General features: G+C 62.5%; 24 protein-coding genes and 1 riboswitch. Of the genes, 12 read left to right on the forward strand and 12 right to left on the reverse strand.

Translation table 11 applies throughout. The annotated features are described in order from the left end of the window. Nucleotides 1-76: 76 nt before the first annotated feature. Nucleotides 77-1,057 carry an SDR family oxidoreductase gene (locus HJB89_RS12320; RefSeq protein ID WP_221133161.1) on the reverse strand — a complete coding sequence of 327 codons (981 nt, stop codon included), beginning with the start codon at nt 1,055-1,057 and terminating at the stop codon, nt 77-79. A 310-nt stretch (nt 1,058-1,367) separates the two neighbouring features. On the opposite strand from HJB89_RS12320, the gene HJB89_RS12325 reads away from it, so the two are divergent. Next, entirely contained in the window at nt 1,368-1,904 is a 537-nt protein-coding gene (locus tag HJB89_RS12325) for a GNAT family N-acetyltransferase (protein WP_207581007.1), read from the forward strand. A gap of 68 nt (nt 1,905-1,972) precedes the next feature. On the opposite strand, the gene HJB89_RS12330 is transcribed toward HJB89_RS12325, so the two are convergent. Then, on the reverse strand, nt 1,973-2,944 hold the full coding sequence (locus tag HJB89_RS12330) for a quinone oxidoreductase (RefSeq protein WP_221116727.1): 972 nt from the start codon (nt 2,942-2,944) through the stop codon (nt 1,973-1,975). 68 nt (nt 2,945-3,012) lie between these two features. On the opposite strand from HJB89_RS12330, the gene HJB89_RS12335 reads away from it, so the two are divergent. Beyond that, nucleotides 3,013-3,879 (forward strand): LysR family transcriptional regulator, encoded by an 867-nt coding sequence (locus HJB89_RS12335; protein WP_207581005.1) that lies wholly within the window; start codon nt 3,013-3,015, stop codon nt 3,877-3,879. 108 nt (nt 3,880-3,987) lie between these two features. Here HJB89_RS12335 and HJB89_RS12340 read toward each other — a convergent pair whose 3' ends face one another. Next, nucleotides 3,988-5,970 (reverse strand): CHASE2 domain-containing protein, encoded by a 1,983-nt coding sequence (locus HJB89_RS12340; protein ID WP_207581004.1) that lies wholly within the window; start codon nt 5,968-5,970, stop codon nt 3,988-3,990. After that, nucleotides 5,970-9,728 carry a FecR domain-containing protein gene (locus tag HJB89_RS12345; protein WP_311044371.1) on the reverse strand — a complete coding sequence of 1,253 codons (3,759 nt, stop codon included), beginning with the start codon at nt 9,726-9,728 and terminating at the stop codon, nt 5,970-5,972. Before HJB89_RS12345 ends, HJB89_RS12340 begins: the two co-directional genes overlap by 1 nt. A gap of 128 nt (nt 9,729-9,856) precedes the next feature. Here HJB89_RS12345 and HJB89_RS12350 point away from each other — a divergent pair, with 128 nt between their 5' ends. Further along, nucleotides 9,857-10,396 (forward strand): Pycsar system effector family protein, encoded by a 540-nt coding sequence (locus HJB89_RS12350; protein WP_207581003.1) that lies wholly within the window; start codon nt 9,857-9,859, stop codon nt 10,394-10,396. Between the two features lie 97 nt (nt 10,397-10,493). Here HJB89_RS12350 and HJB89_RS12355 read toward each other — a convergent pair whose 3' ends face one another. Continuing rightward, nucleotides 10,494-10,982: a RidA family protein gene (locus HJB89_RS12355; protein ID WP_207581002.1), complete on the reverse strand. Its 489-nt coding sequence runs from the start codon at nt 10,980-10,982 to the stop codon at nt 10,494-10,496. Next, nucleotides 10,976-11,701 (reverse strand): SDR family NAD(P)-dependent oxidoreductase, encoded by a 726-nt coding sequence (locus HJB89_RS12360; RefSeq protein ID WP_207581001.1) that lies wholly within the window; start codon nt 11,699-11,701, stop codon nt 10,976-10,978. Before HJB89_RS12360 ends, HJB89_RS12355 begins: the two co-directional genes overlap by 7 nt. Before the next feature lie 186 nt (nt 11,702-11,887). Here HJB89_RS12360 and HJB89_RS12365 point away from each other — a divergent pair, with 186 nt between their 5' ends. Continuing rightward, nucleotides 11,888-12,790 carry a LysR family transcriptional regulator gene (locus HJB89_RS12365; protein ID WP_207581000.1) on the forward strand — a complete coding sequence of 301 codons (903 nt, stop codon included), beginning with the start codon at nt 11,888-11,890 and terminating at the stop codon, nt 12,788-12,790. Nucleotides 12,791-12,891: 101 nt separating this feature from the next. Next, nucleotides 12,892-13,668 carry a DUF1194 domain-containing protein gene (locus HJB89_RS12370; RefSeq protein WP_207580999.1) on the forward strand — a complete coding sequence of 259 codons (777 nt, stop codon included), beginning with the start codon at nt 12,892-12,894 and terminating at the stop codon, nt 13,666-13,668. Between the two features lie 157 nt (nt 13,669-13,825). Here the strand turns inward: HJB89_RS12370 and HJB89_RS12375 are convergent, their stop codons facing one another. Together HJB89_RS12375 and HJB89_RS12380 are read right to left on the reverse strand one after the other, a co-directional pair. Continuing rightward, a complete protein-coding gene (locus HJB89_RS12375) occupies nt 13,826-14,515 on the reverse strand; it encodes a VOC family protein (protein WP_207580998.1) in 690 nt (229 codons plus the stop codon). 160 nt (nt 14,516-14,675) lie between these two features. Then, nucleotides 14,676-15,110, reverse strand: coding sequence for a 6,7-dimethyl-8-ribityllumazine synthase (locus HJB89_RS12380; RefSeq protein ID WP_007630468.1), 435 nt, complete (start codon nt 15,108-15,110; stop codon nt 14,676-14,678). A gap of 76 nt (nt 15,111-15,186) precedes the next feature. After that, nucleotides 15,187-15,329: riboswitch (FMN riboswitch) on the reverse strand. Between the two features lie 415 nt (nt 15,330-15,744). Here HJB89_RS12380 and HJB89_RS12385 point away from each other — a divergent pair. Beyond that, on the forward strand, nt 15,745-16,191 hold the full coding sequence (locus HJB89_RS12385; protein WP_207580997.1) for an SRPBCC domain-containing protein: 447 nt from the start codon (nt 15,745-15,747) through the stop codon (nt 16,189-16,191). 184 nt (nt 16,192-16,375) lie between these two features. Next, a complete protein-coding gene (locus HJB89_RS12390; RefSeq protein ID WP_221149943.1) occupies nt 16,376-16,696 on the forward strand; it encodes a GCG_CRPN prefix-to-repeats domain-containing protein in 321 nt (106 codons plus the stop codon). A gap of 82 nt (nt 16,697-16,778) precedes the next feature. Here HJB89_RS12390 and HJB89_RS12395 read toward each other — a convergent pair whose 3' ends face one another. Further along, nucleotides 16,779-17,003 carry a hypothetical protein gene (locus HJB89_RS12395; RefSeq protein WP_207580995.1) on the reverse strand — a complete coding sequence of 75 codons (225 nt, stop codon included), beginning with the start codon at nt 17,001-17,003 and terminating at the stop codon, nt 16,779-16,781. 194 nt (nt 17,004-17,197) lie between these two features. On the opposite strand from HJB89_RS12395, the gene HJB89_RS12400 reads away from it, so the two are divergent. The 3 genes from HJB89_RS12400 to HJB89_RS12410 all read left to right on the forward strand — a co-directional run bounded on the left by HJB89_RS12400 (nt 17,198) and on the right by HJB89_RS12410 (nt 20,296). Continuing rightward, a complete protein-coding gene (locus HJB89_RS12400) occupies nt 17,198-18,316 on the forward strand; it encodes an adenylate/guanylate cyclase domain-containing protein (RefSeq protein ID WP_207580994.1) in 1,119 nt (372 codons plus the stop codon). A 73-nt stretch (nt 18,317-18,389) separates the two neighbouring features. Further along, nucleotides 18,390-19,034: a helix-turn-helix transcriptional regulator gene (locus HJB89_RS12405; RefSeq protein WP_207580993.1), complete on the forward strand. Its 645-nt coding sequence runs from the start codon at nt 18,390-18,392 to the stop codon at nt 19,032-19,034. Continuing rightward, a complete protein-coding gene (locus tag HJB89_RS12410; RefSeq protein ID WP_207580992.1) occupies nt 19,031-20,296 on the forward strand; it encodes an MFS transporter in 1,266 nt (421 codons plus the stop codon). Before HJB89_RS12405 ends, HJB89_RS12410 begins: the two co-directional genes overlap by 4 nt. On the opposite strand, the gene HJB89_RS12415 is transcribed toward HJB89_RS12410, so the two are convergent. Continuing rightward, nucleotides 20,285-21,202, reverse strand: a complete 918-nt coding sequence (locus tag HJB89_RS12415; RefSeq protein ID WP_207580991.1) for a LysR family transcriptional regulator — start codon at nt 21,200-21,202, stop codon at nt 20,285-20,287. The genes HJB89_RS12410 and HJB89_RS12415 overlap by 12 nt on opposite strands. Nucleotides 21,203-21,408: 206 nt before the next feature. Further along, on the reverse strand, nt 21,409-22,332 hold the full coding sequence (locus tag HJB89_RS12420; RefSeq protein WP_221149944.1) for a phytanoyl-CoA dioxygenase family protein: 924 nt from the start codon (nt 22,330-22,332) through the stop codon (nt 21,409-21,411). A gap of 97 nt (nt 22,333-22,429) precedes the next feature. Here HJB89_RS12420 and HJB89_RS12425 point away from each other — a divergent pair, with 97 nt between their 5' ends. Further along, complete coding sequence (locus HJB89_RS12425; protein ID WP_221116736.1) at nt 22,430-23,254, forward strand: AraC family transcriptional regulator; 825 nt, start codon at nt 22,430-22,432, stop codon at nt 23,252-23,254. A gap of 25 nt (nt 23,255-23,279) precedes the next feature. On the opposite strand, the gene HJB89_RS12430 is transcribed toward HJB89_RS12425, so the two are convergent. Beyond that, entirely contained in the window at nt 23,280-24,302 is a 1,023-nt protein-coding gene (locus tag HJB89_RS12430) for an LLM class flavin-dependent oxidoreductase (protein WP_207584339.1), read from the reverse strand. A gap of 575 nt (nt 24,303-24,877) precedes the next feature. Here HJB89_RS12430 and HJB89_RS12435 point away from each other — a divergent pair. Beyond that, nucleotides 24,878-25,519: a metallophosphoesterase family protein gene (locus HJB89_RS12435; RefSeq protein ID WP_221149945.1), complete on the forward strand. Its 642-nt coding sequence runs from the start codon at nt 24,878-24,880 to the stop codon at nt 25,517-25,519. Nucleotides 25,520-25,651: the final 132 nt, after the last annotated feature.

The raw sequence follows: 25,651 nt of genomic DNA on the forward strand, positions 1-25,651 counted from the left end.
AGAGCATGATGTCATGAGAAAACCGCACACACTTTTCAACATCATGCCAGAGCTGGCGAACACCCGAAGTACATGCCTAGCCGAGAGCGCCTTGGGCAGCGCAGATCCTGTCGATCAGAGCATCAAGTTCACCCCTTGGCGGACGGCTTTTGGCCAGGCGCTGCTTGAGGTACATGATCGGCTCGGCCAGAATTTCTTCCAGGCTCTCGGCGCAGGTGAAATCGCCGGCCACGCGCTTGACCTTCGAATTGTCGAAGATTGCCGTCCAGGCCTTGTCGCCGAGCAGTGGGCCTACCCACTCCGGATTGTATTTGATCAGGGTGTCCGTCGGAATGTGGACGATCTTCGCCTCGACGCCCAGCAATCTTGCGATGGTCTTTTGGATGTCGTCCCAGATATGTGCGCGATCGGAGGTGATATGGAAAATCTCATTTAGCGCTGCCTCCTTGGCGAAAAGTCCGACGAAAGGCATTGCGAAATCGACCGCGCGGGTCAGTGTCCACGGCGTGTGGCCGTCGCCCGCCACGATGGTGGGCTCGCCATCCAGCATGCGTCTCGCCATGACGTCGCTGTCGCCCATCATGATCGGCAGGCCGGTGCGAACGGTGTGGCTGGGACGGACGATCGTCCAGGCGAGTTTGATGGACTTCTTGAGCAACTCCTCGCCGGCAATCTTGGCCTGGCTGTAGGGCCAGTAAGGATTGATCGCCGGGGTCTCCTCGGTAATCACATAGTGACGCGGCGGCTTTTCATAGACCGAGGCCGAAGAGATGAAAATGTACTGACCGCAATTGTCCGCAAACAGTTCGATGTCGCGCGCGACCTGATCGGGCGTGAAGGCGATGAACTGGCACACGACATCATAGTTGGCCTTGGCGAGATCGGCATAGTCGCGCGATCCCAGTTCGCCGACGATCGAGGTCACCCCCGCAGGCAACGGGTTGCTTCTCAAGCCACGATTGAAGACGCTGACATGATGGCCTTGGGCAACGGCCCGCTCAACGCATGGATAGGAGATTTGGCCGGTGCCGCCAATGAAAAGAACTTTCAAAGCCATGAGAGTGACCTCGGGGTCTGCGCGGGATCGATGATGGCTCTTCATAGCGCGAAAGAACTTGATCGTCTCCCAGAAATCTCGCCATCTGAGAATGGCAACGCCCAAGAGAGCCTCGTCCCGACATGCTCCGAAGGACTCGAACGGCGAGCGGCATGTGTTTGGGCTGTTGATGGGTGCAAGGAGCGGCGTTGCGGCGTGTCCTTCGAGGCTCCGGCCTTTGGCCTGCGCGCCTCAGGATGAGGGCGTTGGCGGATGCCGCGCCTAGATGAGGGGCGCCGAGGATATCCCGTCCTCGATGAAGAGGTAGACAATGTCCGATAAAGAACTCAATGGCGCCGCGTCGCCGGCAATGAGGCGTACAGCGCGATTGAGGCTCAGGGCTCCTGCATCAACGGATATTCTTTTCCTGACCGAGCTTTTCTCCCGACCGGAGCTGGTCGCACACCGACCCGTGCCGCGGCCCGACTCGCCCGATGAAAGTGCTGCGCGGCTTGCCCGTGATATCGGGCATTGGAAAGATCATGGGTTCGGGCGTTGGGCGGTCGAAGCGAACGGCGCGCTGATCGGTTTCGGCGGCGTGACCGTTTCGAAGGAATTCGGCGGCCTCAATCTTTCGTATCATCTGCACCCCGAAAGCTGGGGGCAGGGATATGCCACGGAGCTGGTCCGGGAAACACTGACCTTTACCTTCGACGATCTGCATGCGGAGCGGGTGATCGGGTTGGTCCGCCCCATCAATGTCGCTTCAAAGCGCATTCTCGAGAAATACGGCTTCCATTTCGACCGCGAAGTGATGCTGCATGGCGCACCGACCAACATGTACACCCTCGGCGAACTCCGGACTTGAGGCCGCCGTAGAGGTTCGGGATGGCCGGTTTGCGCAGGCCCAAAACAGTCGCGCATTTTTTGCTCGCTCTAAGGTACCAGCAAGATACTGCCGGCGGAGCGCCCCGACTCCATTTCTTCATGAGCCGTCGCAACATTTCTCAAGCTGTATTCGGCGCCGATCTGAGAGACGATCCCTGTTTCCATCGCCCGGACCGCCGCTTGAGCGGCCTCACGATATCTATCGATGTCAGTGCACCAAGCCATGATGCTCGGGTGAGAGAGCGCCTTGCCTGGCCGGAGTTCCTCGAGGGGAACGGGTGGAACCGGGCCGGCGGCCTGGCCGATGCTGACAGCCATGCCGAACGGTCGGACCGAGCGGATGCTTTTAACAAGCATGTCACCGCCAATTCCGTCAAAGGCGACGTCGACACCGTTTCCGCCCGTCAGCCGCTTGACCTCTGTGACAATATCCGCTCCCCGTCCGACCACGAGATGATCGGCTCCGTAGGATTCGGCGAGCGCCGCCTTTTCAGCGCTACTGACCGTGCCGATCACCGTGGCATTGAGCGACTTTGCCCAACGAACAAGCATGCTGCCCAGTCCACCGGCGGCCGCATGAATGAGAACACAACTCCCGTCATGCACATTGTAGGTCTTCGTCAACAGCATGTAAGCGGTCATGCCTTTGAGCAGCGAACTTGCCGCCGTTTTAGCCGAAATCGCCTTGGGAAGCTTAATCGCACGGTCGGCAGCGATGTTCCTCGTCGAGCAGTAGGCTCCGACCGGCGGTCCCGCATATGCGATATGATCGCCCTCTTTGAAGTTCTCGACGCCGGGGCCGACAGCTTCGACGACGCCTGCGGCCTCCGCGCCGATCACTGCGGGATATGAGGGCAGCGAGTAGATGCCCTTGCGGTGATAGACGTCGAGAAAATTGGTCCCGATAGCGTGATGGCGGATTTGGATCTCGCGGTTGCCGGGAGGATGGACACGTTGATCCTGGACCTGGAACTGAGCGACGTCGCCCGGCGAGTTCAGCAGTACAATCTGATCTGTCATCGTTTGTCTCCTTGATGCAGTCAAACTACCCGGTGGCGAGATGCGTGAAAATTCCCTATTGTCTCCCAATGATTGGGAAAGAATTCACACAAATCGATTGGGACGACCTGCGGCATTTCTTGGCGCTCGCACGGTCCGGAACGTTTCTCGGCGCGGCGAAGCAGCTCGGCGTTGAACATGCGACAATAAGCCGGCGTGTTGCATCGCTGGAAGCCAGACTGGGACGCAAGCTCATCGACCGTCGCGGACGGCGCGTCGTTCTAACCGCCGATGGGGAACAGGTTGCCAAGCATGCAATGCTTATCGCCACGCAAACTGCCGCAATCGAGCAGCTTGGTCGCAGCAGCTCGACTGAACTGCGTGGCCACGTAAGGATCAGCGCTCCTCCAGCGCTTTCGAGCGTCCTTCTGGCGCAGCCAATCGTGGCCATCCGGCGAGACCATCCAGCCGTCCAGATCACGCTTGTCGGAGAGAAACGGCTCGCTTCGTTGAACCGACGGGAGGCAGATATCGCTGTGCGGTTGTCGCGGCCAGAAGATGGCGACTATTCCATCATCAAGCTTGGCGAGATCACCTTCGACCTCTACGGCTCAAAGTCATACCTCGAAACCGTTGCGCCATCCGAATGGACCTTCATCGGCTATGACGAAACAATGAACGCCTCGCCGCAGCAGGCTCGTCTCATTGAGCTGGCCGCTGGCCGGCCGATAGCGGTGAGGTCATCGGTACTGGAATTTCAGGCCGCAGCGGCGAGGCTTGGTGGCGGTGTCGTCATGCTCCCGGATTTCGCCGTCGCGGAATCCGGCGATCTCCAGCGCATCACGGGGGAACATGCTCTTGGAAGGGACGTGTGGTTGGTCGTGCATTCGGAGATCAAGGACGTCCCCTCCGTGCGTGTGGTCGTGGATGCGCTCAAGCGCGCCTTCGGGAAGTGATCGGCTGCCAAATGGAGCGTCACATGCGCGAGCTACGAAGCTATTGAGGGCGCGCTTCATTTCACGGGTTCCATGCGCAGAACCTGGTTTTAGCGCTGCCCCGGATGATCACTCACCGCCGTCGCCAACCAGCGCATCCCGGACGATCGCGTAATAGGGGGCTAGCTCGGGCATGTCAGCAGCCAGCCTCTCGAAGACGTGGTCGGATGGCGCGAGCGTGCCGGCATATTTTGCATCGATGAACGCCCGATGGGCGGCGAGGGACAGCGGATCGGCCTTGTGCAGGACGGTGAAGACCGGCGACGTCACGGTGCGGCCCTTGACGATGATCCGGTCGAGCTCGACGACGGTGTAGGTGTCGGCGACCAGTCTTGCGGTATCCTCGCCGAGCAGCAGCGCTACGCCATAATTCTTCGAGGCGCCTTCGAGGCGGGAGGCGAGGTTGACGCTGTCGCCGAGGCAGGAATAGTCGAAGCGGCGGGTCGAGCCCATATTGCCGACGATGCATTCGCCGGTATTGATGCCGACGCCCATCTTCAGGACGTGCGGTTTACCGCCATGCGCTGCCGCTTCCCGCTCCAGCTGGTTGTTCAGCCTCGAAATCGCTGTCTGCATGGCAAGCGAGGCGCGCACGGCATGGAGGGCATGGTCGGGATCGTCGAGCGGCGCGTTCCAGAAGGCCATGATGCAATCGCCCATATATTTGTCGATCGTCCCGCCATGATCCATCACCACGTCGGAGAGCGGCGTCAACAGCCGGTTGATCAGACCGGTCAGCTGCTCCGGATCGTCCTTCAGCGTCTCGGCGATGGTGGTGAAGCCACGTACATCCGAGAACAGCACCGAGAGCGTGCGCCGCTCGCCGCCGAGCTTCAGTTGCGAGGGATCGTTCGACAGGCGCTTGACGAGATCGGGGGAGATGTATTGGGCGAAGGCGCGGATGATCTGCCGCTTGTTGCGGCGCTCCTCGGCATAATCGAAGGCGGCCTGGCCGAAGACGACCGAGATATAGGCGACCGTCGGGCCGAGCGGCGAGACGAAGACATGGGCAAGCCGGATGCCGGCAAAGCTTACGGCGGCGAAGGCGAGGAGGCCCACCGCACTGGTGACGATCGTCAGCCATCCCGTCGAGCGCCAGACGGTCGTGGCGGCAAGCAGCACCGATATCAGGATGCAGGCGGCAACCGCGGGCAGGCGGGCTTCGGCGATCGACAGGCCAGCACGGATATTGTCGTAGATGGTCGCCTGAATCTCGACACCGGAGACGAGTTTGCCGGTGTGAACCGTATAGGGCGTCGCAAAGGCATCGACACCGCCCTTGTCGATCGCGGGCGCATTCTGCAGGCTGAGGCCGACGAGAACGACTCGGCCCTTGAAATAATTCCGCGGCAGCAAATTCTCAGGGTCGAGCGCCTGGTAGTAGGAGACCGTGGGATAGCTGCGGGCCGGGCCGAAGGACTGGATGAGCCGGCCGGCCGACAGAATCTCCGCCGGCGTTCCCGACGTCTTCGCCAGCATGGCGGCAAAGCCGTCCTCATAGCCCGGAATGCGGCGGAAGATGCCGTCGCCGCTGAGATCGATCGAGGCGATGCCGGTCACAGCACCCGCTTGCGTCAGCTGCGGCAGCGGCGTGGCGCGGATCAGTTGCGAGGCCTGCGGCGTCTCGATCAGCGTTTCGTCGCCGGCAAGCACGGTGTCGGGACCGACGGCCTCGGTGATTGCCGCGTCATTGCCGGGGTTCGAGGGTTCGGCCATGATGATGTCGAGGCCGATGACACGGGCGCCGGCGGCGCGCAGCTGTCTCACGAGTTCGGCATGCAGGCTGCGCGGCCAGGGCCATTGGGCGTTGATATCGGCAAGCGACGGTTCGTCGATCGCAACGATGACAGGTCCACCTTGAGGCGGGCGTGGATCGTCGACGGTCGAGAGGTAATCGTAGCTTCTGAGCTCCAGCAGCGACCAGGCGGGCAGGCGTGACAACAGCGAGATGGCGATCAGCACCGACAGCGACAGTATCAGCAGCCTGAGACGGCGGCTCCCGGTCTGACTGCCGGTGGGCCTGGCCTGCCGAGGCTTATCCTGCTCCCGCATCAGAAGCGGACTTTGAGGGTGCCCTTGAAGGCGCGGCCCCAGCCGGGCACGCCGGGCGTGATCTCGAACTCCTCGTCGAGCAGGTTATAAGCGGCAGCTTCGAGTGCGATGCGCTTGTCCAGCGGTTCCCAGATCAGGTGGGCGTCGAGGCTCCAGTAATCGTCGAGCGTGGTGCCGAGATCATCGCCGTCGCGTTCGCCGACATAATTGGCGGCCACCGTCGCCTTGACCTTGGCCTCGTTGACCCAGGTCAGCGCGATCTGGCCGGAATTCTTCGGGATAAACGGCAGAGAGCCGCCGTAGTTCGGCTCCAGCGGGTCCTTGTTCTCCGATTCCATGTAGGCATAGGTGGCCGAGAGGCCGAAACCGGCGCCGAGCGCGACGTTGGCCGTGACGGCGGCGCGGTCGATGCTGCCGCGCGACAGCGGCAGGCTGTCTGCCGCAGGCAGCGCGATCAGCGGCAGGTCGATCGAGAAATCATGCAATTCCTGGTGCTGATATTCGACCGAGGTGAAGAGCCGGTCGGTCCACTCGGCATCCCATTGCAGCGCCACCGTATCGGTATAACCCTCGACGCCGATCGAATATTGGTTGGCCTGCAAACCGAGGATGCCGATCGGGGCAAGAGTGGGAACGCCGGTGTCGAGGCTCTGGCGCATGAAGGCAGCGCGCAGCCAATGGTTCTCGGCCGGTGCCCAGGCGAGGCCGAAGCGTGGCTCCAGCCGGCTGACATCGACGCTGCCGCCGCTCATCTGCGTGCCGAAGAGAGCATACTCGCCTTTGAGTTCGGGGGTGATCTCGTGCAGCACGTCGATGTAGGCGCGGGCGATGTTGACGCGGTTATTGAATGTGTCCGGGCCGTCGGTGGTCCCGGGGATGATCGGGAAGAGCGGAAAGAGTTCATGAAGGCGAGAGGAGGTGGTCGCGCTGGCATCGATCCAGCCGCCTTCGATGCCGTACCGCCAAGTCAGCGGTCCGCTGCCGATGGAATGGCTGAGCGCGGCGACATAGGCTTTTGAGGACAGCTCCTCCGTCCCGTCCAAGAATGGAATGATGTCGGGGTCAGGCAGACCGAGAACCGGTGCATCGTCTACCTGAAGAGAGGTGGACGTCTGCGATTTGCTTTCCGAATAGAGAAAGGCGCCGTTCAATATGTTTTCGTAGCCGAAGGTATGGCTCCAGCCGAGGCCGGCATTGGTCGTTTCGGTGATATTGCGCCGATAATTGTATTCCGAAGAGACTTCGGTGCGAACCCCGAAGCCCAGGAGGTTGAGGAAGTCCGTCAGTGACGAGCCTTCCGTCAGTGCGTTCAGCGTTCCATCATTCTTGGCATGGTTGACATAGGCCACCACGCGATCGTCCGGCGTCACCGTTGCCGTCAGATAACCATTGCCGCCGACGAGCTTGTTGTTGGTCTGGAAGCCGCCGAAGTTGCGATAGTCGCCGTCCAGCGCCAGTTCTTCCCAGGTCAGGTTGCCGAAGAAGCTGAGCGGGATCGTCTCGTTCGAGAAGCCCTGGATTTCGGCCTCGCCGATGCGCCTTGTATGGCCGTCGACGCTGTTGATGCCGCCGCCGAGCGAGCCTTCGATGAAAGGCGTGCGCAGCAGCGTTGCCGAACGAGAGCGGCCGGAGAGCATGTGCGGATCAAGCAGCAAGCCCTGGATAAAGGATGAATAGCTAGACGCGTTGCCACGGTTCTGGATGACATTGTCATCGCTGAAGCTCGTTGCATTGACGTAAGGGAAGATGCTGCCCTTGATCGACTGGTCGATATAGCCGCTGCCTTCGAAGGGGCTGAAGACCGCATCCCCGTAATAGCGGCCCCAGGCATCCAGGCCCTGGAGGCGAAAAGCGTTGTTCAGCGTCGAGCCGGCATCCTCATTGGCGCCGAGCGCGCTGTAATCACCGCCACGGGCGCGCGAGCGGCGGAGAAATTCCTGCGCGTTGCGGATCGCGCCGTCGGCGTCGTAATCGTCGATATCGATGGCGGTGCGGAAGGAGGAGATGACCGGATCGTTCTTGTCGAGCCTGTCGGCATTGTCGACTGCCTGCTCGGAAGGGATGCGGTCGCCCTTTTCGTAATGGGCGGCGGCGAGCATCAGCTGCGATTGCGAATGGGCTGGATTGGCGGTGCTGGCGGCCAGCAGGTCCTCCAGCGCCTTGTCGCGCTCGCCGGTTTGCAGGTAATAGCGGCCGCGGGCGAGGAGAGCGATGTCGAAGGAGGGATCGGCGGCGAGCGCCGCATCGATTTCGCGCTTGGCATCCTTCATCCTGGATTGGTCGAGATAGAGGATGGCAAGATTGCCGTGCGGGACCGGATCCTGCGGATCGAGGGCGATCGCCTTTAGGAACGCAGCCTCGGCCTCGTCATTGGCGTTGCGGGCGCTTTGCAGCAGGCCCATCGAGTTCAACGATCCCGAGGCCCCCGGCGCAAGCTCGATGGCGCGGTTCAGATCGGCCAGGGCGCCATCGATATCGCTTTCGTAACTCGCCTTGTAGGCGGCGCGTGCGGCAAGGGCGATCGGATGATTGGGATCGAGCGAGAGGGCGCGGTTGACCGCCTCCAGCATCTGGGCGCGGTCGTCGATCAGCTGCGCCAGCTGGGCGCGGATCGCAGGCAGGGTTGGGTCATCAGGAAAACGCTTTTCCGCATCCTTGATCAGGTCGACGGAGGCGCGGGGATTTTTGAGGAAGCCTGCCGTGTAGGCCTGCATGATCGCGCCATAGGGGCCGACCGCTGATGACGGCGGCTTTTCGACATGGGCTGGATCGGAAAGCGAACGGGCAAAATAGCCGCCATACTGCGCCATGTTCCGGCGGGCCGGATCAAGATGCGGCAGTGCCGCCGCAAACAGCCTTGCGGCTTCGTCATAGCGTTTTTCGGAGCCGGCGATCGTGGCATTGATCAGGTCGACGCGCGCCTTCTGGAGGATGGTCAGCTTGCGCCGGCGAACCTCCTGAAGCGTCTTTGCGGCGACCTGCCGGCCGTCGAAGGCGCTCTGCACTTCGGCAAGCTCCAGCCAGTTCTCGGTGGTGCGACGTTCCGGCGACAAAGTCAGCAGCCGGCGGCGCTCATCGGCCATGCGGCCTGCCGGCAACGGAGAGGTCGGCATCAGGCCGAAGCCATCGCGCAGGTTCAGGTAGAACAGCATCTGCTCGCGATCATCGGGTGTGACGATCACCAGCTTTCGCGGCGCCTGGCCGATCGTGGCAACCGCCCCTTCGCCTTCGTTCACCTCGACGCTGCCCTGCGGGTTGCTCAGCGCCACACGGCCTTCGAGCACGATCATCGAGGTCTTGTTGCCCTCGACGGTCATCGTCCAGTCGGTGCCGCGGATGGCGGCTGCGGCCGCTGGTGTCTCGACCGTCAGACCTTGGCCGCCACGCTCGGCGCGCGCCCAGATCGTTCCCGATTGCAGCTCCAGTGTCGTGTCGCCGCTGGCGGCCATTTTCTTGACCTGCAGCGATGAATTGCGGCCGAGGCGAACCTGGGTGTGGTCGGAAAAGACGATGGCGAGCTGGCCGTTGGCATTGGTGCGCAGCACGTCGCCGGTCAGGAGATCCTGATTGATATCGACGACACGCCAATTCGATACGTCGATGAAACGGACCTCTTCGCCGGTCTTGCGGGCGATGACGGAACCGGCGACCGGTGTTGCACGCTGGACCGGATCGGCCATTGCCGGCGGTGCGAGACCGGGACCAGCAAGCGCCAGCGCCATGCCCGCACGACAGATGTTCTTGGAATAACCCCGCATAACCCCAGACCCCATACCCGCTTCCCCTTTGTCCGTGTAGAGGGGAAAAGTCAAGCGCGTTGCACACGTGTTCTTGCTTTCGCCGTCAAGTGTAATATCAGGGAAACACTTGGGGATGGAGTATTCACGTGAGCGAATTCGAAACTGCAACTGAGGTTATGCTAAGCCAGCCGTCGAGCGCGGATATCGGCGTGGAGTATTTCGACCATATCAAGAAAATCAATGATATATTTTACGATCAGGTCAAGATATCCGATCAAAAGGCTGCCTATATCTTTACGTTCATGCTGGCCTTCCTAGTGAGCTCCAGCGAGGTGAGGGCGGTTTTCAGCCTGGGGCGTTATGTCAGCGGCACACCAGGGAGCATGCTGTTCTCCGGCTTGCTTGCCGCAGCTTCGGTCTTTTCCATCCTGTCGGCGATCCTCGTTGTGCTGCCGCGCCGTTTGGATAGCTCGACCTCGCTGTTCTGGGGCGCCTGGCAGAACCATCGAGATCTGTTCTTTGACGCGGCACTGCGGCGCGACGAGCGTTATCTCTTCGACCAATATCTCGAAAACGCCAACATCCTCTCCGCCATCGCTCGCAGCAAATACCGCTGCGTCACTTTTGCGTTTCGCGGTTTGATGGTGAGCGTCATCGCTTACGTCCTGCTATTGGTGGCGATGTGAGGATGGGGTTGTTAACAAAACTCATTTGCGCCGAGCGCACGCCAAGCCAAGAATGCAGGGGCGGTGAGACGGGCGCGCCGAAGCGCGCCCGTCCTCTTCAATCCTCGACCTCAAGAACGAGCTCCAGCTCGATCGGTACGCCGAGCGGCAGGCTGGCGACGCCGAGGACGATGCGCCCTGAGAGTTTTTCCTCGCCGAAGACCTGGAGCAGCATTTCCGACGATCCGTCCGCGACCTTCGGGTGATCGCGGAAATCGCCTTCGGTGGCGATATAGACGCCGAGCTTGACGATCCTGACGACCCTGTCCAGCGAGCCGAGATAGTCCTTGGCGGCCGCCAGCGCACTCAGTGTCGCCGTCTCGGCCGCCTTCCTGCCGTCCTCTGATGTCAGCGCGCCGCCGACACGGCCGATATAGCGCGGCTGGCGGTTGACAACCGGCAGCATGCCGCTGAAGAAGACCAGGTTGCCGCTCCTGACCGCCTCCACATAGGCCCCCAGGGGTGTTGGTGGCGAGGGAAGCGTGATGCCGAGTTCCTGCAGCCGGCGTTCTGCGCCGGCTGCGTGCGCTTGCGGGTGGTTTACCATTTGCCCAGATGTGCGCCGCCGTCGACGTGCAGCACCTCCCCGGTCACGCGTGGAGCTTCGGTCAGGAAGACAACCGCATCGACGACTTCCGCGACGTTGGAAATGCCAGCCATCGGCGACAGCGTGCTCAGGAAGTCCTTCGGATTGTCCTTGTGCAATGGCGTATCGACGACCCCGGGAGCCACGGTGTTGACGCGGATTCCCTCGCTTGCATATTCCATCGCCAGGTTCTTGGAGATCGCGTCGATGCCGCCTTTGGTCATCATGGCGACCGAGGCCGAGAAGCCGGCGATCGGATGGTCGATCAGCGGTGTGGTGATGCTGACGATGCTGCCGCCCGATTTCTGGGCCAGCATCTGCCGGACAACCAACTGGGTCAGGTGGATGAAGCCTTCGAGATTGGTCGAGGACAGCTTCCGGAAGTCGGTCATGGTGTAATCGACGAAGGGCTTGCTGAAGAAAATGCCGGCATTGTTGACGAGGGCGTCGATCGAGCCGAACCGGTCGATCGCGGTCCTTGTCACTCGCGCCGCGGTTTCGGCATCGCCGATGTCACCGTCGACGAGCGCCAGTCTGTCCGACGCCTGCAAGGCATCCGAGGCGCTGACCTGACGTGAGGTGGCGACGACATTATAGCCGCGCTCGATGAAGGCGTTGACGAGCCCGGCTCCGATACCCTGGGAGGCGCCCGTGACGATGACAGTCTTTGCGGTAGTCATGTTGAACTCCATAGTCTGGTCGGGCAACGCAGGCCTTACGAAGGCGGGTCGCTCGAGACGGGGCTGCTGCGAATGCGCCTCCATCGGGTTATGATCGTTTTCGCAAGGTGAATATGATGAAAACTCCATTCCCCGATTAGATGGAAATATCTGGATTCTCTTTTGCATCCATGCAAAAATCCTGGCATGGCAGACCTGAACGACATCGCGGTTTTCGTGAAGGTGGCGCAGTATGGCAGCTTCAGCCGCGCGGCCCATTCCCTCGGCATGCCGGTCTCGACCGTCAGCCGGAAGGTGACGTCGCTGGAGGAGCAGCTTGGTGTGACGCTGCTGCAGCGCACGACCCGCAAGCTTAGCCTGACGGCGCAGGGCCGGGCCTATTTCGATCAGTGCAGTGAGCCGCTCGCCCATCTTATCGACGCCGAGCAGGCACTCACGGAAACGCAGAAAAAGCCGGAAGGCCTGCTGAAGATCTCCGTGCCCGTCATTTTCGGGCAGGAGGTCTTCTACGAATTCGTATCGTCCTTCCTGAAGACCTATCCCGATATCCAGGTCGATCTCTTCGTCACCAACCTGTTCCTCGATCTGATCGCCGAGAATATCGATCTCGGCATCCGCTTCGGCGAACTCAAGGATTCCTCAATCATCGCGCAGCGGCTCGGAAAGAGCGTGCGTTATCTGGTCGCCGCGCCGGACTATCTGAAGGGCAAGGCGCCTCCCTCAGAGCCCCAGGACCTGAATGAGCATCAGTGCGTGTTGCTGAACGGCCGCAACGGCGAAGCGGAGTGGCATCTGGTCAGCGGCGGCAAGTCGGTCCGCCAGCAGGTGTCGGGGCCGGTCTCGAGCCGGGATTTCGACGCGGTGAGCGCCTTTACCAATCGCGGCCACGGCATCGGCCTTCTGCCTTCGACCTATTGCGACGATGAGATCAGGAGAGGTGCGCTCATCCGCCTGCTGCCGGACTGGTCGTCCGAGGAGATATTCGTGCATGCCGTCTATCCCACCCGCCGCTTCTTGCCCGCCAGATTGCAGGTCTTCCTCGACGCGCTGAAAGCATGGAAAAGCCCTTTGTGGCTGCCGCTGCATTGAGCCGGCCATCACCGAAAATTGAAACTACCGGCGTGGCCGGGCGTCCTGCATCGGCCAAGCTGTGCTAAGGTTGCGCGCTTGGATGGCGCGGGGATCTGCCGATGCTGACGACAGTTGCGGTGCTTATGGGTCTTTCCGGCCTCGTCCCGGCAGCGCAGGCGGGGGGGAACGAGGTTGACGTGACCCTGGTCCTTGCCGTCGACACCTCGCGCTCGATGGATTTCGAGGAGATCGGCATCCAGCGCGAGGGTTATGTCGAAGCGCTCAAGCACAAGGAATTCATCGATGCGGTGAAGGGCGGTCTGACCGGCCGCATCGCCATCAGCTATTTCGAATGGGCGGGCTATGTCGTCCAGGATTCGGTGATCGACTGGCAGGTCATCGAGACGGAAGCGGACGCGATCGCTTTTGCCGAAAAGCTCGAAGCCCGGCCGATTGCCACGCAGCGGCGTACATCGATCTCCACCGCGATCGCCCAAGGCGCCAGCATGATCGTTTCCAGTCCGTTTCCGTCCAGACGACAGGTGATCGATGTGTCGGGCGATGGCCCGAACAATTCCGGAAATCCAGTCATATCCGCCCGCGACAAGGCGGTGGAAGCAGGCATGATCATCAATGGCCTTGCCATTATGCTGCGGCCCTCCGATGCGCCGAACGGGCTCGACACATATTATGCGGATTGCGTGATCGGCGGCCCCGGCGCCTTCGTGCTGCCGGTCCGCAACATCGAGGATTTCGCCGTTGCCGTGCGCCGCAAGCTGGTGCTGGAGATCAGCGGGTTTTCCCCGCCGGCAACGGTGCAGAGAATCACCGGCGCCGAGACCGGGGTCGACTGCCTGGTTGGCGAGAAACAGTGGCGGGATTTTTTCGAGCGGTGACGGCGGGCGCGTGCGCCGACGCCGAATGAATGCACGGAGCAGCGTTGGAGGTGTCCTTCGAGGCTACTGGCCTTCCTCCTGCGCACCTCAGGGAGGTGCGCAGGAGGAAGGCATGCCTCAACAAGGGCTGTTTGAGTTCGCCGGAAAAGACCGCTGCCTATAGCGGCAGCTCTCGGCCAGACTGTTCACTGACCATGTAGTCGGCGTACCAGTCCGGCCAGCCCTCGTCGTGCTTGCCGCCGTTTCGCTTTTCGTGTTCGCCGTGGGCGGTCGCCGCGCGGCGCAGCGCTGATGCAAGGTCGCTCGAGGTCGCAAAGGCTGTCTCGTCGGCGTCGATGCGTCCCGCCAATCGCGTGGTGACCTCCTGGAATAGCCAGCCATTGCCATCGGGATCCTTGAACGAGGCGAAGGAGCGATAGCTGCGGTTTTCGGGATCTCGGCCGGCGATGCGCAGCCGTCCGAAGAGATAGGGCTCGTCCTTGCCGGCATAGACGCCGGCAGCGTCGTGGAACACGTCGCTGACCTCGACGCCGCGAGCGATAAGATCGCGGCGGGCGGCCTCGATGTCGGAGACGATAAGGTAGAGCCCCTGGGCGGAGCCAGGTGGCGCGGCGGTGACGTTCTTGCCGAAGATGATCGCGCAGCCGGAGCCGGGCGGGGTAAACTGGAGCACCCGGAAATCGGCATCATTGGCGAAGTCGGCGTCGAGCCGCCAGCCCAGGCTGTCGTAGAAACGTTTGGCGCGATCGACGTCGGAAACGGGGATGACGACCACCTCGAGCTTGGTGTCGACGGGCCGTGTTCGCGAATTTTCGATAGGGGTTTCACTGCGCATTGCATTGCTCATCTTCAGCTCCTTAAGGTTTGGGACGCATTAAGAATGGCGATACATGTCGGGGGTGAGTGGATCACAGCGCGGCGAGGGCGTCGAATCAATTATTCTGTCGGAATTGACCTGATGAAGACGGCGGGATCGGTCCCGCCGCCCCGGTTCGGGGGGAGCCGCCTTACGCGGCAAGAGCGGCGCGTGTCTTCCCGATTGTGAGCGCGGCCTTTGCGGCCTCCCGCCCTTTCTCGACGAAATGCGCGCGGTAGATCTGCTTATGGTGCTCGGTTTCCTGATACTGATGCGGCGTCAGCGAAACCGAAAGCACCGGCACGCCGGTATCCATGCCGGCGCGCATCAGCCCGTCGACCACCGCCTGAGCGACGAATTCGTGGCGGTAAATTCCGCCGTCGACGACGAAAGCCGCGGCAATGACGGCGCCATAACGTCCGCTTGCGGCCAGATCGCGGGAAAGCAGCGGCATCTCGAATGCGCCGGGAACATCGAACACATCGACCTGTTCGGGCGGCACGAGCTGATAGAAGCCGTCAAGGGCGCGGTCGACGATGTCGGCGTGCCAGCTGGCTTTGATAAAGGCGTAGCGGGTGGGTGTCATGGTAATCTCCTTTGGCGAACAGACACATCACCCAAGGCGATCACGAACGTCCCCGACAGCCGCAAGGGCTGGGAACGTGCGTTCTCTTTCATCCGGACTATGACCGTCGGCTCAGGCATCTCACCTGATCTGCTGACCCTTCCGAGGAAGGCGCTCGCGGGCTCGCAATCGAAACTGCATACCGCCGGTAGGGACTTTCACCCCGCCCTGAGAACGGCCGGGACAATAGGGGGAAGACGAAGGGCTGGCAATAGGGCGAAATGCTTGCATCGCGGAGGTGGGGATGGGGTGAGGCGATCGCCACCTAGCTGGCTGCACCCCCCAGAGAGCCTTGTCCTGAGGTGCGCCGCAGAGGCCCCGAAGGACGCGGCGGGTGCGCGGATGCTAGATGAAGGCAGGGAGCAGCGTTGCGGCGAGTGCTTCGAGGCTCCGCCCCACGGGCTACGCGCCTCAGCATGAGGGACGTTGGAGGATGCCGCGCCGGTGCCGGGCGACGGGGGCGGCGTGGCCCGACCACCCTTGCTGATCGGGTACTTCCGCCTACATGCTCACGCGAGGACACCCACGTCAAAACAGCATGACCCGCTGATCCCGCCCGCGGCGAGGCAGGCCATGACAACTATCGGAGAGCGTGATGCCAGAATCTTTCGTCGTTCACCGCGAGGCGCATATTGCGGCGCCGCCGGCCGCAGTGTTTGCGCTGATGACCGACCCGCAGAAGATCCTGCGCTGGATGGGGACGGAGGCAGAGGTCGAGCCGCAGCCGGGCGGGCTCTATCTTGTCAACGTCACCGGTGCCCGCTTTGCGCGCGGCTCGTTTCGCGAGGTGGTGCCGGTTCATCGCCTTGCCTACAGCTTCGGCTGGGACGGCAGCGAGGTGGTGCCGCCGGGGTCGAGCCTCGTCGAGATCGACCTGATCGAGCAGGGGGGCGGAACACTGCTGCGACTGACGCATAGCGGCCTACCGAGCGCCGATCAATGCGCCGGGCATGCGGAAGGCTGGGCGCATTACCTTGGGCGGCTGACCGAGGTCGCCGCCGGGCGTGACCCGGGTCCCGACGCATTTTACGGCAGGACATGAACGGTTTTTGCGGGCCGGTGGATGGCCCTGAAGCGCCTGCCCTTGCGGGAAAACCAGCTGGCCGGCGCTGCGATGAGCGGTCCGAAATCGCTTCTTTTTCTCCCGCAAACATGAACGTGAAGTTCATCTCCAGTTCAATTTGGCGGCCCTAGGGTGGGAACGGCTGGATGAATTGGAGTTTTCGATGAAGGCATTTTCTATCGCGGCTGCCTTGCTCGCTGGCAGCCTCTCGGTCGGCACAGCTGAGGCGATGCCGATGGGGACAATCAATGTCCAGAGCAATGTCACAAGCGATGTCACGAAGGTCGACTATGCGTGCGGCCGCGGCTGGCATCTGACCCGCTGGGGCGAATGCCGGCCAAACTGGCGACGCCCGCCGCCGGTGGCCTTTTACGGCGGTCCGCCCCGCTGGGGCTGGGAGCGGCGTCACCGGGATTGGGATGGTCCGCGCTGGCGCGATGATTGGCGCGGCGATCACCACCGCCGTTGGCGGGATGACGACTGAAGCCTTCCCAGGGGCAAATTGACGAAGGCCGGTGCGATATTTCGCCCGGCCTTTTCTCTTGAATGTTACGACTGTGATCAGGTCAGATTTTGCTGACCAGCCAGTACTTGCCCTCGATCAGTTCTTCGAGTTCGATCGGATCCTTGACGCCGAATTCATACCATTCGACAAGTTCCTTCGCCTTGCGGCTGCTCTCCTGTGCTGTCAGCTCGACCTGATGCCTGTCGCACCACCGCCGAAGGATCGACGTCAGCAGCGTCATGTCATTCCCATCCAGCGGATCTTTCGGCCAGAAAATCGTGCCCATCGTACCCCTCAATCACACGATGACGAACCGCCGCATAATGGAAGCAAAACGGCGCAAGTTTAAAGCGTTATTTTTTGCTTTTCGCCGTGATGGAAGAATCTCGACAGGAATTGTCTGCGTGGAATGGCTGAAGGAGTCGATGGGGCTTCAGAAGGCATCCTTGCGGACGTCCCGGGGCGATGTCATGTTGAAGCATGGATCTACCATCTCCCCTTGCCTGGTTGGTTGATGAGGCCGGTGCCTCGCCTGGTCCCGAACGGTTTCTGGCCGAGCTCGGGCGCCGGCTTTTGGCTGACGGCCTGCCGCTTTCGGGCGGCGCGCTGACGCTTTCCGTGCCGCACCCAATCATCGCTCGGCGCACCTGGCTGTGGCGGGCCGAGACCGGGGCCGTCATTGAGGCGCTGGCCTTTGCTGCAGCTCCGCAGAGTGAGGCCGGGCGCGACTGGCTGGGTGGGCTCGGGCCGGTGTGGGAGAGCCGGATCGGGCCTGCACAGGATAATCAGGCATCGGACGGGCCGCTGCTTGGCTGGGCGGGAGTTGCCAACGGGGCAGGGGGCGGCGCATTCGGTGCGGCCGAGGCCAGTCTGCTGCGCGAAGTCGCGCGTTTTGCCGCAGCGCCGCTCGCCGCTTTGGCGGCGCGGGAGGCGCGGGCCGCGCTGCTCGAAGCCTATCTCGGCCGGCGCAGTGCTGCCCGGGTGCAGGCCGGCGCGCTTGCCCGCGGCACCGGTGAGACCATCCGCGCTGCCCTTCTCTGTGCCGATCTGCGTGATTTCACCGCGCTTTCGGAAGTGACGGAGCCGCAGGCGATGATTGCCGCGCTCGACGCTTATTTTGATCGCGTCGCCGGCGCAGTGCACGCCTTCGGCGGCGAGGTGCTGAAATTCATAGGCGACGGCGTGCTGGCGATCTTTCCGGTCACCGCGACGTCGGGCGAAGCAGACATCGCCCGGGGGGATCGCGAGGCCTGCGAGGCCGCCCTGCGGGCGGTCGCCGCCAGCCGTGCCGGCATGAGCCATCTCGACCAGGTGCGCCAGGCCCAGGGGCTGGCGCCGTTGCCGTTCGGCGCGGCGCTGCATTTCGGCGAGATTCTATGGGGCAATATCGGTGCGGCCGACCGGCTGGACTTTACTGCCATCGGCCCCGCGGTCAATCTGGTCAGCCGCCTGGAAGGGCTCTGCAAGCCGCTCGGCAGAAACGTGCTGATTTCGGGAGCGGTGGCGGCGAATACGACGACGGCCTTGATGCCGCTCGGAGAGCATAGCTTGCGCGGCATTACCGACCCTTGCGCAGTCTTCACCCTGGCAGAAGCTTAAGTCACGGACAGGGCGCTTGCAGTTATGCAAAGAAAATTTTGCAAAGATATCTTTGCAATGGTAAGCTTCTGGCATGAAGGATCCCCATCGCCAGACCGTCGCCCATTCAAAGCCGCCGCGCACCGTCAGCCGGGTCGTACCTGATCCCGTCGCGTTGAAGGCGCTGGCGCATCCCGTCCGGTTGCGCATGCTCGGCATGCTCAGGGTCGATGGACCCGCCACGGCGACGCAGCTGGCGGTGCAACTGGGATTGAACAGCGGTGCGACCAGTTATCATCTGCGCCAGCTTGCCCAATACGGCTTCATCGAGGAAGCGCCGCATGTTTCACGGCGCGACCGCTGGTGGCGGGCCAGTCACGAGCTCACCTCGGTGCCGGCAAGCGAGGCCGAGGGTGAAGCGCTGGATCTCGATCACGCCTTCAACCAGGCGGTCCTCTCCTTGCAGGTCGGCCAGATGCAGCAGGCGCTGGAGGAATATGCCGAACTGCCGGGGGAATGGCGCAAGGCGAGTGCTGCCAACGACATGATCATCCCGATGACGGCAAAACAGGCCGAGGCGCTGACCAAGCAGCTGACCGACATCATCCTCGAAGCGATGCGGGTAGCTCCGCCCTTGGGTGAGCCGGCACCCGGGGATATGGTTCCCTTCTCCATCATGCTGCATGCCTTTCCCTATCCGGGCCGGCTTCCGCATCGCGAAAAGGATGGCGAACCGTGAGAAGGGGCGGGCCTTTCCTAGCGCTTGCCGCAGCCGAGGCGCTTTCGCTTTCCGGCACGCGGCTATCGACCATTGCTATTCCCTGGCTGGTGCTGAGCACGACGGGTAGCCCTGTCCTGACCGGGCTGACGGCGATGATGGAGATGCTGCCCTATGTCGTCGCCAAGGCGCTCGGCGGGCCGCTGATCGACCGCGTCGGCGCCAAGCGCATCGCCATCGTCTGCGATACCGCTTCGGTGGCCGCGGTGGGACTGGTGCCGCTGCTCGATTTTTTCGGCCTGCTCGGCATGCCGGTGCTTCTGCCCGTGGTCTTTGCCATGGGCGTGCTGCGTGGGCCTTCCGACGCCGCCAAGCAGGCAATGGTTCCCGACATCGCCGCGCTCGCGAATGTGCCGCTCGAACGGGTGACCGGCGTCGCCAATGCGATCGAGCGGCTGGCCTCGACGGCGGGGGCGGCCGGCGCGGGCGCGTTGATCGGGCTGATCGGCCCGGGCCAGGCGCTCCTCGTCAATGCCGCCACCTTTGCCGCCGCCGCTCTGATCGTCGCAGTCGGCATCCCCGGGATGCGGCGCGCGCCCGAGCTATCCGGCGCACCCGACGTCCGACCGGCCGAAAGGGCTTCCTATCTCGACGATCTCCGCGAAGGCTGGCGCTTTTTGCGTGGCGATGCGGTGCTCGTCAGCATTGTCGCCATGGTGGCGATCACCAATCTGCTGGACCAAGCCTATCATGCGGTGCTGCTGCCTGTCTGGACACGCGATTCCGGCCATGGTCCGGAACTGCTGGGGGCGATGTTTGCGGCCTTCACCGGCGCTTCGATCGCCGGCGCGGCGATTGCGGCGGCGATCGGCGAACGGATGCCGCGCCTGATGGTCTATACCGTGGCGTTCCTCTTGACCGGATTTCCGCGCTTTTTCATCCTTGCGCTGGATGCGCCGCTCATCCTCATCTTCGTCACCTTGGCAATCGCCGGATTTGCCTCGGGATTCCTCAACCCGATCCTGTCGGCGGTGGTTTTCGAGCGCATCCCCAAGCCGCTGATCGGCCGCGTGACCGCGATGAATGCCGCCCTCTGTTTTGCGCTCATTCCCTTCGGCGGCCTCGTCGGCGGCGCGCTGATCAGCACGATTGGCCTTGCCGCGGCACTATTGCTCACCGGGCTTGCCTATCTCGCCGCAACTCTCTTTCCCCTTGCGCTGAAAAGTTTCCGTGGCTTCGACAAGGCTATTACCGATGCCGGTGCTTCCGTATCAAGGCGATGAGCGCGGTCTCTCGTGCCCCAACGCCTCGACCATCAGATCGACAAAACGATGGATGCGCGGTTCCAGCAGGTGCTTGTCGGGATAGAGCATGACGATCTTGGCGTCATCGGTTTCGAGGTCGGGGAGGACGTGCCGGAGACGGCCAGCGGCGAGATCGTCGGCGACGAGGAAATCGGGCAGGAGAGCGATACCCAGCCCCGCCAAGGCGGCGTCGCGGACCGCCTCTGCGCTGTCGAGCCTCAGGCGGCTGCGCCCCCGCGCCTTGATCCACGAGCCGCCTTTGCCGCGAAAACGCCAGCCTTGTCTTTGATTGCGGCTGGCGAAAATCAGGCAGTCATGGGCTGCGAGATCGTCGATATCGCGCGGCTCGCCGCGTTCGGCAAGATAGGACGACGAGGCGCAGAGCCGCGTCCTGTAGGTGGCGATCACGCGCGAGACCAGCCGGGAGTCCGATGCCGTCGCGCCGATCCGGATCGCCAGATCGAAGCCTTCCTCGACGATGTCGGCAAGACGATCGGTTTGGCTCATCTCCACCTGGATGTCGGGCCAGGCCCGAAGATATTCTTCCAACAGGGGCAGCACGACGCGCCGTCCGAAGGCATCAGGCACGGTGAGCCTGAGAACGCCGCGCGGCGTACCGCTCTTGCCTGCCACGCTCGCTTCTGCCTCGTCTACCGATGCGAGGATTTGCAAGCCACGGTCGTAAAACACTCGCCCTTCGTCGGTCAGGTTCAATGTTCTCGTCGTGCGGTTAAGCAGACGTGCGCCGAGCCGGTCCTCCAGGCGGATGACGGCCTTTCCCGCCGCCGAACGGGACAGGCCCAAGGCCTCGCCGCCGGCGATAAAGCTTCCGGCATCGACGACGGCCATGAAGATCAGGATATCGTTCAGGTTCGTACGCGGCATCAGGCAACTCGAGCGGTTCGCTACAGCCATAAGTCGGTCAGTCAGCGACCGATTCAAGGCTCGGACCATCAACGTCCATCGCGGCTGTAAGGTCCCGACGCTCCGCTTCTATGTCGGTGTGCGTTCGGTCCGATATTTCGAGATGGAGCTGACGCTGGGGTTAAGCCCGCGGCGGAGTTCGGCCGATTGGGACGCGGGAAGCCTGGCTACAGCATATCGCCGAGACTCCAATGGTTGTTCCATCGGGCGTCGATCTCGTCGTCGACATTTTGATATCTGATGTCGGTGGAGAGGCGCAGCCGTCGGCTGCTGTCCTGGTTGGTGGTCGAGGCGTGGATCATATAGGGCGAGTGGAGCACAACGTCACCAGCCTCATAATCGGCAGCGAGCCAGCGGGTGTCGAAGCGCTCCGCCATATCAGGGAGATCCTTCGACACCCAGCCGCCTTCCGTCATGTGGCTGTTATAGGCACTGATCCGCTCTTGCGGAGAAAGATCGCCGCTTGCGGCCTGGAACTCGGCCTCCATCTTGACGCCAAGCGCATGCGAGCCTTCGAGGTAGACCAGGCCGCCCATCTCGGTGGGAATGTCGCCGATCGGGATCCAGGCCGTCACCAGGCGGCGGGTGCCGCCGCGGAGGTAGACGAGATCGTAGTGAGCGGGTGTGGCCGTCGCCGATCCCGGCTGGGTGAAACGCATGATCTTGCGCTTGTGCAGATAGGAAATGCCCTGCAGGAAATCATCCATGAAGCGGATGAGCGGCGGTTGCGTGCAGAAGCCTTCATAGGCGGCGGAGCGGACGAGCGACATCAGGCGCCGGTCCGCCAGGCTCCAGTCGCAGCCGGTGGCCGATGCGAGCCCCAGCGTAAAATCGCTGCCGGGCTCGACCAGTCCTGTCGCAGCGAGGCGTTCGAGGACCCAGCCACGGAAGTCGATGATATCGGCCCGCGGCAGAAGACCTTTCAGCCAGACATAGCCATCGTCCTGGTAGCGGCGGCGGATGGCGTCGACGCCGATGGCCGGATCGGTCGGCGTGAGCCAGCCCATCCGCTCCGCAGCCAAGGTCTTGCCGTGGGCGGTAAGGGGAAAATCCGGCGTTCGGGTCTGCGCGGCTCTGGCGGCAATCGACATTTCAGCCTTCCTCAGCTTAAGTTGATTTGCCACCAATTAGCTGATCTACAGGGATAATCGACATAGAGAAAATTGGCAGCTGGACTTTTCGCTCATCATGAGAGACGCCGAGGCCATCTATAGAACGCCGCTCGGCGCGGCCGGCGGCCTGGCGGTCATCGGAAGCGGCAGGCAGCACGCCCGCCATGCGGTGAGCGACCGCAAACTTCCGAGTTTCGCCGTCGTGCTGGTGGAGCGCGGGCCAGGCTGGCTGGAAACCGCAGCCAGCGGCCGGCTGAGGCTGACCGGGCCTGCTCTGTTCTGGCTGTTTCCCAACCGCACGCATTCTTACGCTCCCGACGAAGGCGGCTGGGACGAGCGTTGGGCGCTTTTCGAGGGATCCTTCACGCGAGACTTCGTCAGGCTGAGGATGATTGCCGAGCGGCACCCCGTCGTCGCCTTGCATCATCTCGATGAGCTGACGCGGCTCTTCGGCAAGCTTCATGCCGATCTGCTTGACGATACCAACCTTGGGCAGGCGTCGGCGGCATTGATGCTGCATCACATCGTCATCGCAGCCGCCAGACAGGCGAGCGGAGGGGCCAATCGACACCAGGGAAGGCCTGATATGGCCGATATCGTCGAAACGCTACGGCAGCGGGCGATGCAACCGCTCGATCTCGCTGCCTTCGCCGCCGAGCACGGCATGTCGCTGGCGACGCTGCGCAGGCGGTTCACGCTTGAAACCGGACTGCCTCCCAAAGCATTCCAGCTTCGGGTGCGCATGGACCATGCCAAACAGTTGTTGGCAACCACCGACCAAAAGATCGAAACGGTGGCCGCCATGGTCGGCCTGGACGACCCATTTTATTTTTCACGGGTCTTCCACAAGCGCGAGGGCTGCAGTCCTCGCGAATTCCGCGCTAGATATAGGCGGGTGTGAGCGCCCGGCAGCATTGGTCGGAGCGTCAGCGCCAGCCAAGCGCCGGGGCGACGTGAGTCAGGATCGCCTCGATGACATGGGCGTTGTAGGCAACGCCGAGCTGGTTGGGGACGGTGAGCAGCAGTGTGTCGGCCTCGGCGATCGCCTGATCCTCGGCGAGCTGCTTAACCAGGGCATCGGGTTCGGCGGCATAGCTTCGGCCGAAGATCGCCCGGGTCTTCTCGTCGAGGAAACCGATCTTGTCGTCCTCGTCATTGCCGTAGCCGAAATAGGCGCGATCGCGGTCGTCGACGAGTGCGAAGATGCTGCGGCTGACCGAGACGCGCGGCTGGCGCGTGTGGCCGGCTGCCTTCCAGGCCTCGCGGTAGGCGCGGATCTGGTCGGCCTGCTGGACGTGGAACGGCTCTCCCGTTTCGTCGTCCTTCAGCGTCGAGCTCTGCAGGTTCATGCCGAGCTTGGCCGCCCAGACGGCGGTAGCGTTGGAGCTTGCGCCCCACCAGATCCGCTCGCGCAGCCCCTCCGAATGCGGCTCGAGGCGCAGGAGGCCTGGCGGATTCGGAAACATCGGCCGCGGGTTGGGCTTGGCAAAACCTTCGCCGCGCAACACTTCGAGGAATACTTCGGCGTGATGGCGGGCCATGTCAGCCTCGCTCTGGCCTTCGGGCGGGGCATAGCCGAAATGGCGCCAGCCATCGATCACCTGCTCGGGTGAGCCGCGGCTGATGCCAAGCTGCAGCCGGCCGCCGGCGATGAGGTCGGCGGCACTGGCATCCTCGGCCATATAAAGCGGGTTCTCGTAGCGCATGTCGATGACCGCGGTGCCGATCTCGATCCGGCTGGTTTTTGCGCCGACGGCTGATAGTAGCGGGAAGGGTGCGGCCAGCTGGCGGGCGAAATGATGCACCCGAAAATACGCCCCGTCGGCACCGAGCTCCTCGGCCGCGACGGCAAGGTCGATCGACTGGAGCAGCGCATCGCCGGCCGAGCGCGTCTGCGATTGCGGCGAGGGCGTCCAGTGCCCGAACGAGAGGAAACCGATCTTCTTCATGCCGATGCGGCACCTTGAACCGTTGTGTAGGGGTCGATCGGTCATCGCACAGTTCCGGCCCGGAAGACAATCGGAACTGGTCGGGTGGGGCGCATGGGTGTTGTCGGAACCGGTCTTTCGGCGGGAGGGCCGCCAAACGCCGGTTGCCGCAAACTCTCTGCCGTCCTGAGGCACACCGATCAGTTCTCGTCCTTCGAGGCCCTCACGGGGCACCTCAAGATGAGATCGGAGAGAGCAAACAGCTTAGCTCGTCGAAGGAGGTAGTGGCCCGCTTCATCCTTGAGATCATATCAACGCATTCCGGTCGCGGGCCGCGCGTGAGGCCCGCGACCGGATTTTACTCTGAGCCCTATCCGTTGCGCCACCACCTTGCCGCGCCGGCCGATCTCCTCAAGCGGAAGGAGAACCAATCGCGGTAAATGCCGGAGACGGAGTCGGTTTTCACGATGGCAGCGGGTCTTGCGTTTGTTATGATGCGGCGGACGGCGAAGTGGCGTGAGCCTCGGTGCCACGCCCTTGCGCGCCTTCTGGTCCTTGGCCGCGGGCCGTCATATTGCCGCCGAGAGGCTTGAAACATGCGCTATACGTTTGCCATAGGCGATATTCACGGCTGCATCGATCCGCTCGACAGCATGATCGATCGCATCGAGGCATACGCTTCCAAGGGGACTGTGGTTTTCCTTGGCGACTATATCGATCGCGGGCCTGACAGCAGACGTGTCCTCGAGCGGCTCATTGCCGGTCCGTCCGACCCGTGGCGCTGGATCTGCCTGAAGGGCAATCATGAGGACATGATGGTCGCTGCCTATGCCGATAGAGATAACAGAGCCGTATGGCTTGGCAATGGCGGATTTGAAACCGAGATTTCGTTTGGCGGCAGAGTTTTTCCCCAGCATCTGCGATGGGCGGCCGGTCGTCCGCTCATGCATTTCGATCGGCACCGCATCTTCGTCCACGCCGGTGTCGATCCCGCATTTCCACTGGAGCAGCAGAGCGAGCACGATCTTCTATGGATCCGGTTTCCTCCCGGCCGGTCTGAAGAGTATTGGGGCAAGCATTTGGTCCACGGCCATACACCGTCGCTATCCAATCCGGTGACGACGGGAAACCGCACCAATATCGACAGCGGCTGCGTCTTCGGCGGCAAGCTTTCCTGTGCGGTGTTTGATGATGACGTTGCCGGCGGGCCGATTGACTTCATCGAGGTGAAGGCATGAACTTAGCCGCGTCGATAAAGGTGTAAAGCCGCAGACGGCTGAGCGGGAGCAGTGCGTAGCGAGGAATCTATCGCCTCGCTATGACCCGTCAGCAAAAAAATTGGCGAGAACGCCACCCCGGAGGAAAGATTG

The organism is Rhizobium sp. NZLR8, from assembly GCF_019685025.1.
In the GTDB taxonomy this organism is placed as follows: Bacteria; Pseudomonadota; Alphaproteobacteria; order Rhizobiales; family Rhizobiaceae; genus Rhizobium.

Coding starts and splice junctions, on each gene's coding strand:
- HJB89_RS12345 (WP_311044371.1), bottom strand. CDS start 9,728: ATGCGGGGTTATTCCAAGAACATCTGTCGTGCGGGCATGGCGCTGGCG.
- HJB89_RS12340 (WP_207581004.1), bottom strand. CDS start 5,970: ATGCGGGAGCAGGATAAGCCTCGGCAGGCCAGGCCCACCGGCAGTCAG.
- HJB89_RS12355 (WP_207581002.1), bottom strand. CDS start 10,982: ATGGTAAACCACCCGCAAGCGCACGCAGCCGGCGCAGAACGCCGGCTG.
- HJB89_RS12405 (WP_207580993.1), top strand. CDS start 18,390: ATGAAGGATCCCCATCGCCAGACCGTCGCCCATTCAAAGCCGCCGCGC.
- HJB89_RS12420 (WP_221149944.1), bottom strand. CDS start 22,332: ATGTCGATTGCCGCCAGAGCCGCGCAGACCCGAACGCCGGATTTTCCC.
- HJB89_RS12380 (WP_007630468.1), bottom strand. CDS start 15,110: ATGACACCCACCCGCTACGCCTTTATCAAAGCCAGCTGGCACGCCGAC.
- HJB89_RS12325 (WP_207581007.1), top strand. CDS start 1,368: ATGTCCGATAAAGAACTCAATGGCGCCGCGTCGCCGGCAATGAGGCGT.
- HJB89_RS12385 (WP_207580997.1), top strand. CDS start 15,745: ATGCCAGAATCTTTCGTCGTTCACCGCGAGGCGCATATTGCGGCGCCG.
- HJB89_RS12390 (WP_221149943.1), top strand. CDS start 16,376: ATGAAGGCATTTTCTATCGCGGCTGCCTTGCTCGCTGGCAGCCTCTCG.
- HJB89_RS12430 (WP_207584339.1), bottom strand. CDS start 24,302: ATGAAGAAGATCGGTTTCCTCTCGTTCGGGCACTGGACGCCCTCGCCG.
- HJB89_RS12330 (WP_221116727.1), bottom strand. CDS start 2,944: ATGACAGATCAGATTGTACTGCTGAACTCGCCGGGCGACGTCGCTCAG.
- HJB89_RS12425 (WP_221116736.1), top strand. CDS start 22,430: ATGAGAGACGCCGAGGCCATCTATAGAACGCCGCTCGGCGCGGCCGGC.
- HJB89_RS12400 (WP_207580994.1), top strand. CDS start 17,198: ATGGATCTACCATCTCCCCTTGCCTGGTTGGTTGATGAGGCCGGTGCC.
- HJB89_RS12370 (WP_207580999.1), top strand. CDS start 12,892: ATGCTGACGACAGTTGCGGTGCTTATGGGTCTTTCCGGCCTCGTCCCG.
- HJB89_RS12375 (WP_207580998.1), bottom strand. CDS start 14,515: ATGAGCAATGCAATGCGCAGTGAAACCCCTATCGAAAATTCGCGAACA.
- HJB89_RS12415 (WP_207580991.1), bottom strand. CDS start 21,202: ATGCCGCGTACGAACCTGAACGATATCCTGATCTTCATGGCCGTCGTC.
- HJB89_RS12435 (WP_221149945.1), top strand. CDS start 24,878: ATGCGCTATACGTTTGCCATAGGCGATATTCACGGCTGCATCGATCCG.
- HJB89_RS12360 (WP_207581001.1), bottom strand. CDS start 11,701: ATGACTACCGCAAAGACTGTCATCGTCACGGGCGCCTCCCAGGGTATC.
- HJB89_RS12365 (WP_207581000.1), top strand. CDS start 11,888: ATGGCAGACCTGAACGACATCGCGGTTTTCGTGAAGGTGGCGCAGTAT.
- HJB89_RS12335 (WP_207581005.1), top strand. CDS start 3,013: ATGATTGGGAAAGAATTCACACAAATCGATTGGGACGACCTGCGGCAT.
- HJB89_RS12395 (WP_207580995.1), bottom strand. CDS start 17,003: ATGGGCACGATTTTCTGGCCGAAAGATCCGCTGGATGGGAATGACATG.
- HJB89_RS12320 (WP_221133161.1), bottom strand. CDS start 1,057: ATGGCTTTGAAAGTTCTTTTCATTGGCGGCACCGGCCAAATCTCCTAT.